Here is a 14115-nt window from a genome sequence, read left to right on the forward strand (position 1 = left end):
CCGCATTTCTTCGAGATGCCCACACCGTCAAGGCCACGACGATGTCGCCTTTCGCACATCATTAGAAAGAGAAATATTTTCCTTTTCAAGCATTATTTTCGAGGTCGTTCTGATCGGCTCTGCGACTGACCTAGAATGTCCGGATGAGCCTGAAATCCAGACCGTCTGCTTCGGCAAGATAGATCGGCATTTTCGCCCGCCCGCCGCGCATGCTGATCTCACCGCGGGCGCCGTGATAGGCCACGCTGGACGCCGCGTTCAGCATCGGCCGGACGTCGAATGAGCCTGCCTTGGTCGCCACGGATTCGAGAAACTGAAGCCCCTCGTAGTTCGACTGCGCGACCGATCCCGGTACAGGCGCACAGCGTCCGAACGATGCTTCATATTGCGCACGGAATGCATCATTCGCCGCTGACGCGCGGTCGACGAAATAGCCCGATGAACAATAGAGCCCCTCGGAGCTATCCGCGCCCATGCCGAGCAGCAGCGTTTCATCCATGGCCCCCGCCAGTCGGAGAACCTTCGACGAGAGACCATGTTCGGCGAAGGCGCGGTTAAACACGATGCTGTCGGTACCGATCAGCGAGATGACCACGACATCCGGCTTGGCTGCCCGGATACGGGCTATCTGGGCATCGTGATTCTGCTCGCCAAGCGCAACGAATTCCTCACCGACCACGCGCCCTCCGGCGCCGGCGATGTATGTCTTGGTGGCCTTGTGGGCCAGCCACGGCCAGACGTAATCGCTGCCGATCAGATACCAGCGCGCCGCTTTCTTTTCACTCGCCAGCCATTCGATGGCGGGGCGCGACTGATCGCGCGGCGTCTCGCCGATCGCCATCACGCCGGGCGTGCGTTCTCCGCCTTCGTAGACAGGCGTGTAGATATAGGGCACGCGCCCGGCGATCACCTTGCGCAGTGCGACGCGGACCGCGCTGATATGAGAGCCCACGATGACATCGACATCGCCAGCCGCGATCATGTCGGCTGCCGTGCGAACAACGTCATCGATATCGCCGCCGGCGTCATGAAACACCGGCTCGATCTCTCGCCCGAGAATACCGCCGCGCCGATTGATCTCCGACGCCGCGAGCATCATGCTGTTGGTACCCGCCAGGCCCCAGATCCCGGCCGGACCGGACAAGCCGATAAAATTGACGACGCGCAGCTTTTCGCGATTGCGACGCCGCGGAAACAGATCGGGACGTGCAATCGCGTCACGACCTCCCCCATCGTCCTGAAAGCCCTTCAGCAACCATGGCGCCGGCATCGGCAGCGCGCCGATCGTTGCAATCTGCAGTGACGAGAGCATGTCGCTCTCCTTTCGACATTGTCAGCGGCGGTGTGGCATCAATTTATCGGCAGTAAAATCATGCGAAAGAAAATATCGTAGAGGAAAATATTGAATATTCAACGATTCCCGTGCATATGGATCAGGCAAAGTCGCCTAATATTCATCACCCCTTCCAGCAAAGTTTCCCAACCGTGGCCAGAATGCCGAGCACGCCCATCACCGAACACCTCGCTTATCTGCTGGCGCAGGCGAACCGGGAGATTAATCGCCAGCTCGATGCGCGCTTCAAGAAGGAAGGCGTGCCGGTCGAACAGTGGCGCATTCTGAAAGTACTATCCGACGGCAAGGGCCACTCCATGGGCGACCTCGCTGATGCGGTTCTGCTGAATCATCCGACCCTTACCAAGATGGTCGACCGCATGGTGTCTGATGCGCTGGTCTACCGGGTGCAGGACCCCGACGACCGCCGCAAGGTGATGATGTTCATTTCCGATCGCGGCAAGACACTGACACAGCGGCTGAACTCGCTGGCGCTGAGCCAGGAAGCCCATATCGCCGAAAACTACGGCAACAAGGCAACGGCCGATCTGAAGCGCCTGCTGGAAAGCCTGATCGAAAAGGCGAACTAGGTTTTCCATCTCTTCGCACCGGCTATTGTGTGGGCCGTCGACAAACCAAGTCGATTTCGATCAGAGCGTCATAAGCGAGGCCCGTGACGCCAACACAGGTCCGCGCCGGCAGGCGATCCGGCGGAAAATAGCTGCGATAGGTCTCGTTCATCGCCACGTAGTCGCGCTTGAATTCGGCGAGATAGATCCGCGTCATGGTGATGTGCTCGAAGCCAAGCTCAAGCCCCGCGAGCACCACGCGCAGATTTTCCATCACCGCTTCGGTCTGCGCCACGATGCCATCGGGCAACACGCCCGGCATTGCCGGCGTGTCCGGCATCTGCCCGGTGACGAACACGAAGCCGTCGGTCTCCACAGCATGGCTGAACGGCGCGACCGGCTTCGGCCCGCCGGAGATCATGTGAAATTGCAACAGCGCGTCTCCTGGACCTTATGATTTTGACGTGTGGTCGAACACCCGCTTGCTCAGAATAGCATGGACGCCCCAATTGCCATCGACGACCTGCGTCACGCCAAAGTCGACGGCGACCGACATCAACGCGATCGCCTCATCCTCGGTGAGACCTTTGATGTTCATCAGGAAACGCCGCATCTTGCGAAAGGCGTCCTTCATCGCGAGATCGAGCGACGACGTCGCATAAACCTCGCTCTGCCCCTTGGCACCGAATTCAGCGAGATAGTTCGGATGGCTGAAGCCCATCAGCACCCAGTCACTCTCGGTCTCGATCAGCGGATAAGTGAGATCGGCGAACGCCTGGCCGGCGAGATTACCCTTCTTGTGCAGGATCACCTGGAAGGTTCCGGTCATCGAACATTCGATCGCCGTGCCACCGAGTTCGCCGTCGCCCTGTGCGGCATGGGGATCGCCGACCGACAGCAATGCGCCGGGCACCGATACCGGCAGATAGACCGTCGATCCCTTGCCGAGCCGCCAATTGTCGAGATTACCGCCAAAATAGGCTGGCGGCACTGAATCGACGAGATCGGCTTCTCGCGGCGCCACGGCAATGACACCGAAATGCGGGCGCAGAGGAATGCGAATGCCGTCGAGCACGTCATGCCGACGCCGCACAGAGGCCGGCGTAATCGGAATGCCCGGATAGTCGTAGGTGTTGTGCACGGTGCCGAACGGATCGGTCTGTGGCTCCCAGCGATACGAATAGAGCGCGCGCGCATATGGCACGTCGTCGTGATCGAGAATTTCGTAGATCGTCACCGCCTCGCGCGCATTCTGCTCGGCGAGAAATTCTTTGTAGTGATAGCCCCACCACGCCGCGACGCTACTGCCGAAAACCTGGCCGTCGAAATCCGGATTTCGACTGGCGCGCGGCACGATGTCGAGGATGCGGATCTCCAGCACGTCGCCGGGCTGCGCGTCTCTGATCGCCACCGGCCCGGTGCAAATGTGGACGCCAAAGCCCTCGCCGGCACCACGGCCATAGATCGAGGCGTCCATCGGACCGGCACCGCGGCGATCGACATTCTTCTGATCGCGCGTCCAGCGGAACACGCTCTCAGCGCCGATATCGCCCTTGATCATCCGCTCGGGATCGTCGGATGCGTGCTGCGTCAGTGTTTCGATGGTGATCGTGTCGCCGGAATTGATCTCGATCTGCGGCGGCAACGAGCGGCTGAAATAGCCCCAGTGCACGCGAGATGCATCGGCAGCGAGATGATGATGCCGTTGATTCTTCGAAGCATCCGCGATGCCGTGCGTGATCGTCGCGGCCGGCTCCGGCTGCGCAATCTTCCCCGCGGTCGATGGCGCGTGCTGGCTGCGCAACTGCGCCAGCGCTTCCTGCGGCCAACCGCGTTGTCCCGCCGCCGTCGCCGACGCCGTCAAGCGCTCGGCTTCATTCTGGCGGAATTCGCGCGGCGACAGGCCGAAGCGGTGACGGAACGTGCGACTGAAATGCGCGGAGTCATTGAAGCCCGCACGAAAGGCAATCTCGGAAATCGAGTGATGCGCCTCGGAGGGATTCGACAGATCGGCCCAGGTGCGCTGCAGCCGGCGCTCGCGGAGATAATGTGTAAAACTGCTGCCGGTGCCTTCGAACAGTTTCTGCAGATAACGTTCGGAGATGCCCTCGGCCTGCGCCACCTTGGCCGGCGTCAGATCCGCATCGTCAAGGCGTCGCTCGATGGTTTGGCACAGCCGATGCAGGGTCGCAGCCTTGGTCGCCGTGCCGCTGTTGAGATCGGCCGTCGGCTCGGCCAGTTGACGTGTAAAGGTCGGCAACAGATCGGCAAGACTTTGTGCGATCGCCAACCATTCGGCATCGGACAATGTTTCGAGGTTGCGAGCCGCCTGTTCCATCATACGCGCGAACACATCGCCGAAGCCGCCGGGGCCTACGATCTGGACATCGGCGATGGCGGGTGCACTGGCGCGGCGGCTGTGCGGCGGATCGGACGTCACCGAGAGCACCACCGCGCGCATGTCGCGCTGGAATGCGACGCTCCAATCCCCTTTGCGGGGCAGCAACAGCAGATGCCCGACGGCGACGATCTGATGTCCGGCGACTGTCTTCAGGCCGACACCATCCTCGAGCGGCAGCAACACCAGCGGATGGTCGCTGGCGAGATCCGACAGCGGCGAGATCGCCTGTGCGCCGGCAGACAATTTGGCCAGTGCAATACCTTCGAAGGTGCGACGAACTGCGGTGGCGTGGCCGTGATGCGTGGTCGTCGCAGCCGTCGGCTGCAGGCCAATCGAACCCAGGACGTCGCGCCATGCTTCGGGGCGGTCGTCTTCAGAGTAGGATTCACTGGTGAACGGACGGAGGCTCATGCATCGACCTTCATAGCCAAAGCGAAGCAACCTCCGTGCCATCCCGAAGGACGCAGCGCCCTGCCCTGCAACTTCCCCGATCACCGCGCCATTATCCTCATAGCCGAATTCAGTGCAATTTCATCCGCTTAGTCGCAGCGGAAGACGTTCTTGCGGATTGTGCCATGGACGCCCCAATTGGCATCGACCACCTGCGTCACCCCGAAATCCGCACCGACCGACATCAGCGAGATCGCCTCGTCTTCGCTCATCTTGTGCACCGTCATCAGGAAACGCCTGAGCTTGCGGAACGCATCGCGCATGGCCCGATCGAGGCTGGAATGATTGGCGACGTCGAGCTGCGCATTGGCGCCGAGTTCGGCGAGATAATTCGGGAAGGTGAAGCCGTAGACCGACCAGGCATCGGCGGTTTCCAGCATCGGATGCGTCAGGCCTTCGAGGGGCGTACCGCCGAGGTCACGATGCTTGTGCAGGATGAACTCGAAATCGCCGGTCAGCGAGGTCTCGATGGCCGTGCCGCCGAGCTCGCTGTCGCCCTGCGCAGCATGGGGATCGCCGACCGAGAAGAACGCGCCGGGCACAGCCACGGGATAGAACATCTTGGCGCCCTTGCCGACGCGCCAGTCATCGATATTGCCGCCGGTGTAGCTCGGCGGGATCGACGACACAAAATCCTCCTCGGATGGCGCGAGGCCCATGGTGCCAAAATGCAGCCGTGCCGGCACCCTGACGTTAGGCAGGATGTTTTCGCGTTTCCTGATGGTCGCGTGATCGACGCGTACGCCGGGATAATCGATGGTTGGATGCAGGATGCCATCGGGGTCGGTCTGCGGCGTCCAGACATAATTATAGACCGCCTTGGCAAACGGCTCGCCCGACGTATCGAGCTCGAAGATCGTCACGACCTCGCGCGGCTTCGGTTCCTCGATCAGGTCGTGATAGTGGAAGCCCCAATTCGCGGCGACGTTGGAGCCGAAGCACTTGCCGGCATGACAGGCCTTGCAGGCCGGCCGCGGGCGCACGTCGAGAATACGCACTTCCAGCACATCGCCCGGCTCTGCGCCTTCGATCGCCACCGGCCCGGTGAGCAGATGCACGCCGACGCCTTCGCCTGAGCCACGGATGAACGGACCTTCCGTCGGGCCAGAGCCACGGCGGACAACGGCCTTGTGCTCGCGGGTCCATTTGAACACGCTTTCGGCACCGGGATCGCCTTCGATCATGCGCTCGTAATCGTCATTGGCATGATGCGTCAGCGTTTCGATGGTAGCGCGGTCGCCCGACTTCAGCGTCAGCGACGGCGTGACCACCTTGCTGAAATAGCCCCAGTGAACGGTCTTCGGCGACACCGGAAGAAGATGATGTTTCATGCTGAGACCCTCGGTAGCAAATGGACGAACTTCACAGGCGTAACGATCACGAGATTTCCGCCTCCATGGCATTGAGGAAACGCTGCGCGACGGGATTGCGCGGATTGGTCAGGACTTCACTCGCTGGACCTTCCTCGATGATCGCGCCTCCGGCGAGCAGCACCACACGGTCAGCCACTTCGCTGGCAAAGCGCAGCTGATGCGTCGAGATAATCATGGTCAGACCGTCCTCGACGGCGAGCCTGCGGATCACTTCGAGCACTTCATTGACCAGTTCGGGGTCAAGCGCCGACGTCGGCTCGTCCAGCAACAGCACGCTCGGATTGGGCGCGATCGCGCGGGCGATGGCGACGCGCTGCTGTTGACCGCCGGACAGATGCCGCGGCAGCGCATCGGCGCGGTGGCTGAGGCCGACGCGCGCCAGGAGTTCATCGGCGCGGCGTTCGGCATCGGCGCGCGCGACGCCGTGCACCCAGCGCAGCGGACCGGCGATGTTTTCCCTGGCTGTGAGATGCCCGAACAGGTTGAACTGCTGGAAAACCATGCCGACGCCGACCTCGGCGCGGGCATTGGCGAGCAAACACGGCGACAGCGGCTTACCGTGCTCGTTGAAGCCGAGCTGGCGGCCGGCAACCTTGATGGCGCCGCCGTTCCACAGTTCGAGATTGTTGATACAGCGAAGCAGCGTGCTCTTGCCGGAGCCACTTGGTCCGAGCAGTGCGATCACTTCACCGATCCTGACCGTGATGTCGACGCCGTCGAGCACTACGTTCCTGTCGTAGCTCTTGCGGAGATCGGAGACCTCGACGGCGACATTGTTGCGCGCCAGCATCTCCGCGCGTTTGGCGCGGTCGGCGCGTTCCGGCCGCATCCGCGGCGGCGGTAATTCCGCAATGCCGCCGTCGGGCAGGATTTCCGGCGACATGTCGGCCTGCGGCGCCAGCGGATCTTCACTGCCAAGCAGGCGATACCACGGCATGAAGCGCATGTACTGGTTCTGCCTGGTCGTGCGATCGAGGTCGAACTTCCATTCCAGAAGCAGTTGGATGCCGGCGATCGCCGCTGTGAGCAGCAGATAGATCAGACCCGACGCGAAGAAGATCGAGAAAAAATCGAAGGTCGAGGATGCCAGTTGGGTCGAACGCAGCGTCAGTTCCTGCACCGCGATGACGGAGGCCAGCGACGAGTTCTTCAGCGCACTGACCGCTTCGTTGCCGAATGCGGGGATCATCGAGCGGATCGCCTGCGGCGCGATGATCCGGCGCATCAACACGCCGGGCGTCATGCCGAGCGCCTGGCCGGCCACCACCTGACCGCGGTCGACACCCAGTACGCCGGAGCGCAGCATCTCGGCGATGAACGGCGCCTCGTTGCAGGCCAGCGCCAGGCCGGCGGCGAGAATGGCGGGAAGCTTGATGCCGATCTGCGGCAGGGCGTTATAGGCAAACACCATCTGCAGGATCAGCGGCGTGCCGCGAAAGATCACGGCATAGACCCGGGCGAAGGATGCCAGCGGCTTGAACCTGCTGAGTTGCATCCACGCCAGGATCAGGCCGAGGACCAGCCCGCCGACAAGACCGAGGGCGGTGACCTGCAAGGTCGCCTGGATGCCCTCGATCATATACGGCATGCTGAGATAGTGGAGGAACAGCTCCATGGAGGCAGAAAGCCCTTACGTGAGAGTGACCCTTGCTTGCGGGCGGGCGTTACTTCACCGTCAGCAGGCCGGGCTCCATCAGGTTTTCCGGATCGAGTTTCCACTTCTTCAGCAGTGCGAGCTGATCACCGGACTTGTAGATCTCGGTGAGTGCGGCCTTCACCGCATCGCGGAACTTGGGCTTGTCTTTCGGCACGGCGATGCCGACCTGATAGGGGATCGTCACCGCGACCGCCTTCTCGAGTTTGTCCGGATAGGCCTTCACCGCATTGTCGACGGTGTTGACGTCGTTGATATAGGTGTCAGCGCGGCCGGCGAGAATCGCCTGAATGCAGTTGGCATTGTTGTCATAGAGCTGGATGGTCGGCTCCGCCTTGCCTTCCTTCTTGCATTCCGGCCCCAACGCCTGGATCAGCGGCACTTCGACATAGCCGGTGTTTTCCGCCGCAGCCGTGCCGCACAGCGAGGTGTTGATACCCGTGATCTTCTTGGGGTTACCCTTGGCGACCAGCACGCCGTCGAACACCTTGGAATAGGTGATGAAGTCGGCCGCCTTGGCGCGCTCTTCGGTGGCGTAGATGTCGGAAATCACGATGTCGGCCTGGCCCGATGCCAGCGTGGTCAGCAAGGCCGCGAAGGTCACAGCCTTGTAGGTCAGCTTGAAGCCAAGGCATTCGCCGATCTGCTCGCCGAGATCGATATCGAAACCGATATATTTGTTGGGATCCTTGGGGTCGATCGATTCATAGCCCGGTGTATGCGGATTAATGGCGTTGACGAGTGTCTTGCCTTTCCAGTCCGGATATTTCGCCTGCAACTCGGCGCAAGCCGCCGGCACGGCCGCCTGCGCGGACATCGGAACAAAGGTGCCGACCGCCAATAGCGCGCCCACTGCCGCCGCACGCCATCCGATCATCGCGCCCGTTTCAGGCCAAAGCCTGCGGATGTCAGCAAAATGCAACTTGACCATTCGATCGCTCCTTCGACGTTGTCATGGCCTGAACCATGTTCCTAACCTCGAAGAAGCCTACGGGCGGATGTCCGCAGAAAGCTTGTCCCGGGACGTACAATAATTTGGATCGTCCGCTCCCATGATTTGGGCAGAGCTGCCACATTAATGGGCGGCGGGGCTCTCAGCAGGCAGATCTTATTTGCTGCATGTCGGCTGCGCGCCAGAAGCGGACGTTGGTTGCCGCTACATCACAATGGTCGGGCTGAACTAGCGTCGAACATCCCTTCGCCAAGCACCCGGGCTAACTCCGACCAAGCCGGAAAACACCCGCGTAAAATGGCTTTGATTGGCGAAGCCCACAGAGACCGCAATCTCCGTGAGTGACAAATCACGGGCCGTCATCATCTGCTTCGCGGTATTGACGCGCCGATGAAGCAACCACTGATGCGGTGGCAGACCGGTCGTGACCTTGAATGCGCGCGCGAAATGACTGGGCGAATATCCGAATTCGGCCGCGATATCCGCCAGCGACAAGCGCCCGCCGACGGTCGCCTCGATTAGTTCGCAGGCGCGCCGCGTCTGCCAAGGCGCAAGGCTGCCGCGCGGCGGCTCCGTCCCCAACGGCATGTCGCCATAGGCTCGGGCGACATGCGCCGTCAGCGCCAACAGCATGTGATCGATGAAGAGCTGATTGATCTCTTCGGGGCGGCGCATGCTGTCCCGTAGCGTTGCGCTGATGTGGCGGACCACAGCATCGTCATGGCCGACACCGGGCTTGCAGGAGAGATTGCCAACACGCTTCGAGCGGCACTGCTCGGCGATGCCGTCCAGCGCGGAGCGTGGCAGGTAGAAGAAGATGGAGTGAAACGGCTTGTTGATCAGATAGCGAGGATCGCGCTTGAGGTCATATAGATAGGTTGCGCCAGCGCGAACATCCGCATTCGTCACATATTTACCACGCTCCCAGATCTCGCAATCGGGATAATCGCGCAGCTTCAGGCTGATGAGATACGCATCTTCCGGTTTCAGTGTGCCCGACAGACGCGCCACTGGCCGATCATCCCGCGTCTCGGTGGCAGCCATCTCGGCACCGCGCAAGATGCGCGTCACGACGAGTGGTGGAGAATCCCTGAGATGCAGAAATTGGCCGAGCCTTGGCCCATAGGCGCCTGAAGGATTCATCGAATGGCTCTCGTTTAGTCCGCGGCCGGCGATGTGGCTCGCGCATGTGCGTGAAGAGGTATTATCGGGCATTGGCGCCGATGCGTCTACCAACTGCGTCCCTCGATCGGGTTGCAAAAGACGGCAGCGCAAGTCCGCAGGAACGGACTAAGCATGCCGTTTTCAGGAAAGACTCCCGATTGGGATACCCCTAGAACACGCCTACTGACGCCTGGCCTAAATCACTCGGCACGACAGCAGAGGCGGTCGGAACGCTGAACGATCGGAACCCGTCATGATGACGACATCGCGTTGCTCGCCATGCTTGATCCGCGCCTGCCGGCTTGCGCTGAGATGAGCAAAGTGTCCGGTCAACCGGCTGATATTACGCACACATCCCCCTCACCGAGCGACGATGCGACAGGCGCCGAGCAACGCACGGCCACGATGGAAATGACGCGCGTGCTCAAGATGAAGCCCGTCCGCGTGGTCTCCGATGCATCCAGCGGGTCCATCGCGCATTGGCGGCACGATCCCGTGCATGACGTCGTCGGACCGATGACGGATCATGTCGTCATGACGTTCCCCGCGGGGTCGCAACGCTTCGAGCGACGCACCGGAAAATCCGTGGACAATGGAACGGCACGCCCCGGCGTCATCTCGATTATTTCCGCGGGCTCATCGTCGCGATGGGACATTCCCCAGCCGCTCAACGTCGTGCAGCTCTATCTCCCGCAGACAACGCTCGAGCGCGTTGCAAGCGAAGCCAATGTCGTAGGGCCTCGTGATCTGCTGGATCGCTCGGCGCATCCTGATCTGATCACATCGCGACTGCTAATGAGCGCGGCGGACTCGCTCGATGGCAGTGCAGCCCTTGACATGTTATTCCGGCACCAACTGACGGACCTGCTCGCAACACGATTGCTGTCAGCCCATGCCGGCGCGCCAGTCAAACTGCTGCCGGTGATCGGCGGCCTGTCTCCAGCGGCATTGCTGCGCTCCATCGAGCGCCTGCGCTCTGATAGCGATTCGGATGTCTCGCTCGCAGCGTTGGCATCGGATGTCGGGCTGTCGCGCTTTCACTTTTGCCGCGCGTTCAAAGAGAGCACCGGTCTTTCCCCGCATGCCTGGCTGCGCCAGCATCGGCTGGAGCAGGCGATGAACATGTTGCGCGACACCGACACCTCCGTCGTCTCGGTTGCTGCCGCGCTCGGCTATGCCTCGCAAACGGCCTTTGCAGCCGCATTCCGTAAGCTGACCGGAGAAACGCCGAGCGATTGGCGTCGCCGCGTGCGATAGCAGCAATCCCGCGACAGGTCGCATCAATCGCTCTGGGGCAGCGGCCGATCCCAACAGCTAAACCATCATCGTGTCCACAAACACACGGAGACAATGATGACCTGGACAAGCTTTGCGATCGCACCGCGAAGGAGACTCATCGCTACCGCTCTCATGTACGGCCTCACTCTGAGCGTTCGCATGACCTCGGCAGTGGGTGAGGAAGGGCGCGTCCCGGTGCAAACAGCGCAATGCGCTGCTTTCGCCTCGATCCCTTTCAACGAACCGCCGGCAAAGCCCGCTTTTCGAATGGCAGATATTCAAGGCCCTCCGCGCACCTACACGTGCCGCGCGGGATGCCAGCCGACCCTACCGACCTGATCAACGCACCCGCTTCAAAACCTTTACTTTACCTCATCGCGTCGTCGATCGCGCCTGCGCAGCGACGCGTCATCTCTCGACATTCATTCAGGAGTTCACACCATGAAACTCGTTATCATCGGCTCCGGCTTCGCCGGCATGTATGCTGCACTGTCCTCTGCACGCCTGCGCGATATCCAGGGCGTTTCGCCCGAACAAATGGACATCACCCTGCTCGCACCGGAGCCAACGCTGGTCGTCCGCCCACGTCTCTATGAGCCGAAGCCGGAAACGCTGACCGCGCCCCTGCTCGACATGCTCACGGCGATCGACGTCACTTATGTCAAAGGCAGCGCCGAGACCATCGATACCGATGGCCGCAAGGTAACCTACACCAATGCAGGCGGCAAACGTGAGACGCTGAGCTACGACCGCCTCGTCGTCGCAACCGGCAGCCGCCTGTTCCGGCCGAACATTCCAGGCCTGGCCGAATATGGTTATGACACCGATCAACTCGAAGGTGCGCTGAAACTCGATCGCCACATCAAAGCGCTTACAGTGGCACCGGCCTCCAGGGCACGCAACACGATCGTCGTTGCGGGCGGCGGCTTCACCGGCATAGAAGTGGCGACCGAGATGCCGGCGCGGCTGCGCGAACTGTTTGGCAGCGATGCCGGGACGCGCATCATCATCGTCGACCGTGGCGAGGTAATTGCGCCGGCGATGGGCGCTGAAGCCCGCCCCGTCATTGAAGAGGCATTGCGCAAGCTCGGCGTGGAAACCAAATTCGGCGCCGGCGTGGCGTCGCTGGATGCCACCAGCGTGACGCTTACCAATGGTGAGCGGATCGAAACATCCACCGTGATCTGGGCAGCCGGTATGCGGGCAGCACCACTGACTGCGCAAATTCCTGCCGAACGCGACAGTTTCGGTCGATTGCTTGTCGATCAGGATATGCGCGTCTCCGCCGTGCCGGGGGTCTTCGCCACCGGCGATGCGGCCCGCGCGGCGTGCGACGATATCGGCCATTACGCGCTGATGTCGTGCCAGCACGCGATCCGGATGGGTGCCTTTGCCGGCCACAATGCAGCGGCCGAACTGCTGGGCGCCACCACCAAGACCTATCACCAGAAGGCCTATGTCACCTGCCTCGATCTCGGTGAAGCCGGCGCGCTGTTCACACGCGGCTGGGATCCCAAGGTCGAACTGGTCGGCGACGTCGCCAAGAAAACCAAGCAGGAAATCAACACCTCCTGGATCTATCCGCCCCGCGCGGAACGCGCCGCTGCTCTCGCCTCGGCCGATCCGGAACGCGTGATCGATCTCTAAGCCACCCATTCGACGAAGGCCGCGCTCCGTCCTGGCTGCGCGGCCCGCTCGACCATGACGAGCTGGACATCTTCATCACCAAACAGGAGAGACACATGAGCGTTCAAATGACATCGCAATCGATTCAATCGAGCACCAACGAACTAGTCCCATCGCGCTACGCGGTGCAGATCGGCGACATTGAAGTGCTGGTGATCAGCGACGGCGTGCTGCCGCTGCCGAACCTGATGCTTGGACACAACGCCGATGCCGCAGCACGCGCGACCTGGATGCAGGATAGGTTTCTGCCGACGGACGCATCCGACTGGCCACTGAACGTGGTCGTGGTGCGCAGCGGCGACCAGACCATCCTGGTTGACGCCGGACTCGGCCTGGACCCCGACCTGCATTTGCCGCGCGCCGGTCAGTTGGTCCGGCGTCTGGCCGCAGCCGATATCGATCTCGGCTCTGTGAGCGACGTCGTGCTGACGCATATGCATATGGATCACGTCGGCGGACTGCTCGTCGAAGGGGTCAAAGAACAGTTGCGGCCGGACTTGCGGATCCATGTGGCCGCGGCGGAAGTGGCCTTCTGGGAGGCACCGGATTTCTCGCACACAAGAATGCCGGATGGATTTCCTGATGCGTTGCGCGCCACCGCCAAACGCTTCATGTCGGAATACCGCACCCATTTCCGGACATTTGAGAACGAGCACGAACTCGCCCCGGGGGTGATCGTCCGCCGCACCGGCGGCCACACCCCTGGACACAGCATCGTCCGCCTGACATCCGGCAGCGACGCTCTCACCTTCGCTGGCGATGCCGTATTCACGGTCGGGTTCGACGAACCCGACTGGCATAACGGTTTCGAACACGATCCCGAGGAAGCGGCGCGCGTGCGCACCCGGCTTCTTCAAGCGCTCGCCACAACTGGCGAACTGCTGGTGGCCACCCACCTACCATTCCCATCCACCGGGCACGTGGCCATAGACGGCGATGTGTTCCGCTGGGTGCCGATCTCTTGGGATTACTAAGAATTCTTAAGCGGTCTAAGTCATGGCGTGGTTCGGCAAGTTACAACGAACCGCGCCATATTCTGACTTAATGGCCAGCTCAACCCGGCGTAGGTCGCGCATGCCCGAGCGGCCAATCCCGTCATCTCTTGATGAGATGCAATCCCAACGTCCGCTAATGGGATGGACCGGCTGCTTCCCCCGCGCGGCAGTCGGCCTAGACTGCTGCGTTTCAACCGGAGAAGCAGCCCATGGATACGACCATTGCGCCCCTCGCCTCGATCGGCATCGATATTGGTAAG

The 14115-nt window shown here is 61.6% G+C and carries 11 protein-coding genes; 4 read left to right on the forward strand and 7 right to left on the reverse strand.

The window, feature by feature from the left end; genetic code table 11:
• Window positions 1-130: 130 nt before the first annotated feature.
• The gene (locus CIW50_RS28240) at window positions 131-1312 is read right to left on the reverse strand and encodes a substrate-binding domain-containing protein (RefSeq protein WP_149534481.1); all 1182 of its coding nucleotides are present in this window, start codon (window positions 1310-1312) and stop codon (window positions 131-133) included.
• A gap of 182 nt (window positions 1313-1494) precedes the next feature.
• Between CIW50_RS28240 and CIW50_RS28245 the strand changes: the two genes are divergently transcribed.
• Window positions 1495-1923 (forward strand): MarR family winged helix-turn-helix transcriptional regulator, encoded by a 429-nt coding sequence (locus tag CIW50_RS28245; protein ID WP_149534482.1) that lies wholly within the window; start codon window positions 1495-1497, stop codon window positions 1921-1923.
• Between the two features lie 22 nt (window positions 1924-1945).
• Here the strand turns inward: CIW50_RS28245 and CIW50_RS28250 are convergent, their stop codons facing one another.
• The 6 genes from CIW50_RS28250 to CIW50_RS28275 all read right to left on the reverse strand — a co-directional run bounded on the left by CIW50_RS28250 (window position 1946) and on the right by CIW50_RS28275 (window position 9875).
• Complete coding sequence (locus CIW50_RS28250) at window positions 1946-2335, reverse strand: RidA family protein (RefSeq protein WP_149534483.1); 390 nt, start codon at window positions 2333-2335, stop codon at window positions 1946-1948.
• An 18-nt stretch (window positions 2336-2353) separates the two neighbouring features.
• On the reverse strand, window positions 2354-4714 hold the full coding sequence (locus CIW50_RS28255; protein ID WP_149534484.1) for an acetamidase/formamidase family protein: 2361 nt from the start codon (window positions 4712-4714) through the stop codon (window positions 2354-2356).
• Between the two features lie 128 nt (window positions 4715-4842).
• Window positions 4843-6084 carry an acetamidase/formamidase family protein gene (locus tag CIW50_RS28260; protein ID WP_149534485.1) on the reverse strand — a complete coding sequence of 414 codons (1242 nt, stop codon included), beginning with the start codon at window positions 6082-6084 and terminating at the stop codon, window positions 4843-4845.
• Window positions 6085-6130: 46 nt separating this feature from the next.
• On the reverse strand, window positions 6131-7741 hold the full coding sequence (locus CIW50_RS28265; RefSeq protein ID WP_149534486.1) for an amino acid ABC transporter permease/ATP-binding protein: 1611 nt from the start codon (window positions 7739-7741) through the stop codon (window positions 6131-6133).
• A 49-nt stretch (window positions 7742-7790) separates the two neighbouring features.
• Window positions 7791-8657, reverse strand: coding sequence for an ABC transporter substrate-binding protein (locus CIW50_RS28270; protein WP_244527955.1), 867 nt, complete (start codon window positions 8655-8657; stop codon window positions 7791-7793).
• Window positions 8658-8960: 303 nt separating this feature from the next.
• Window positions 8961-9875 (reverse strand): helix-turn-helix transcriptional regulator, encoded by a 915-nt coding sequence (locus CIW50_RS28275; protein ID WP_149534487.1) that lies wholly within the window; start codon window positions 9873-9875, stop codon window positions 8961-8963.
• Window positions 9876-10208: 333 nt separating this feature from the next.
• Between CIW50_RS28275 and CIW50_RS28280 the strand changes: the two genes are divergently transcribed.
• The 3 genes from CIW50_RS28280 to CIW50_RS28290 all read left to right on the forward strand — a co-directional run bounded on the left by CIW50_RS28280 (window position 10209) and on the right by CIW50_RS28290 (window position 13834).
• A complete protein-coding gene (locus CIW50_RS28280; RefSeq protein WP_149534488.1) occupies window positions 10209-11153 on the forward strand; it encodes a helix-turn-helix domain-containing protein in 945 nt (314 codons plus the stop codon).
• 462 nt (window positions 11154-11615) lie between these two features.
• A complete protein-coding gene (locus CIW50_RS28285; RefSeq protein WP_149534489.1) occupies window positions 11616-12821 on the forward strand; it encodes an NAD(P)/FAD-dependent oxidoreductase in 1206 nt (401 codons plus the stop codon).
• A 95-nt stretch (window positions 12822-12916) separates the two neighbouring features.
• The gene (locus tag CIW50_RS28290) at window positions 12917-13834 is read left to right on the forward strand and encodes an MBL fold metallo-hydrolase (RefSeq protein ID WP_149534490.1); all 918 of its coding nucleotides are present in this window, start codon (window positions 12917-12919) and stop codon (window positions 13832-13834) included.
• Window positions 13835-14115: the final 281 nt, after the last annotated feature.

This window comes from Tardiphaga sp. P9-11 (assembly GCF_008329525.1).
Lineage (GTDB): Bacteria > Pseudomonadota > Alphaproteobacteria > Rhizobiales > Xanthobacteraceae > Tardiphaga.

What these genes read in the sequence shown, in the direction of transcription:
- CIW50_RS28240 (WP_149534481.1), bottom strand. Translation starts at nt 1,312, where the DNA reads ATGCTCTCGTCACTGCAGATTGCAACGATCGGCGCGCTGCCGATGCCG.
- CIW50_RS28245 (WP_149534482.1), top strand. Translation starts at nt 1,495, where the DNA reads ATGCCGAGCACGCCCATCACCGAACACCTCGCTTATCTGCTGGCGCAG.
- CIW50_RS28255 (WP_149534484.1), bottom strand. Translation starts at nt 4,714, where the DNA reads ATGAGCCTCCGTCCGTTCACCAGTGAATCCTACTCTGAAGACGACCGC.
- CIW50_RS28260 (WP_149534485.1), bottom strand. Translation starts at nt 6,084, where the DNA reads ATGAAACATCATCTTCTTCCGGTGTCGCCGAAGACCGTTCACTGGGGC.
- CIW50_RS28265 (WP_149534486.1), bottom strand. Translation starts at nt 7,741, where the DNA reads ATGGAGCTGTTCCTCCACTATCTCAGCATGCCGTATATGATCGAGGGC.
- CIW50_RS28270 (WP_244527955.1), bottom strand. Translation starts at nt 8,657, where the DNA reads ATGATCGGATGGCGTGCGGCGGCAGTGGGCGCGCTATTGGCGGTCGGC.
- CIW50_RS28275 (WP_149534487.1), bottom strand. Translation starts at nt 9,875, where the DNA reads ATGAATCCTTCAGGCGCCTATGGGCCAAGGCTCGGCCAATTTCTGCAT.
- CIW50_RS28280 (WP_149534488.1), top strand. Translation starts at nt 10,209, where the DNA reads ATGAGCAAAGTGTCCGGTCAACCGGCTGATATTACGCACACATCCCCC.
- CIW50_RS28285 (WP_149534489.1), top strand. Translation starts at nt 11,616, where the DNA reads ATGAAACTCGTTATCATCGGCTCCGGCTTCGCCGGCATGTATGCTGCA.
- CIW50_RS28290 (WP_149534490.1), top strand. Translation starts at nt 12,917, where the DNA reads ATGAGCGTTCAAATGACATCGCAATCGATTCAATCGAGCACCAACGAA.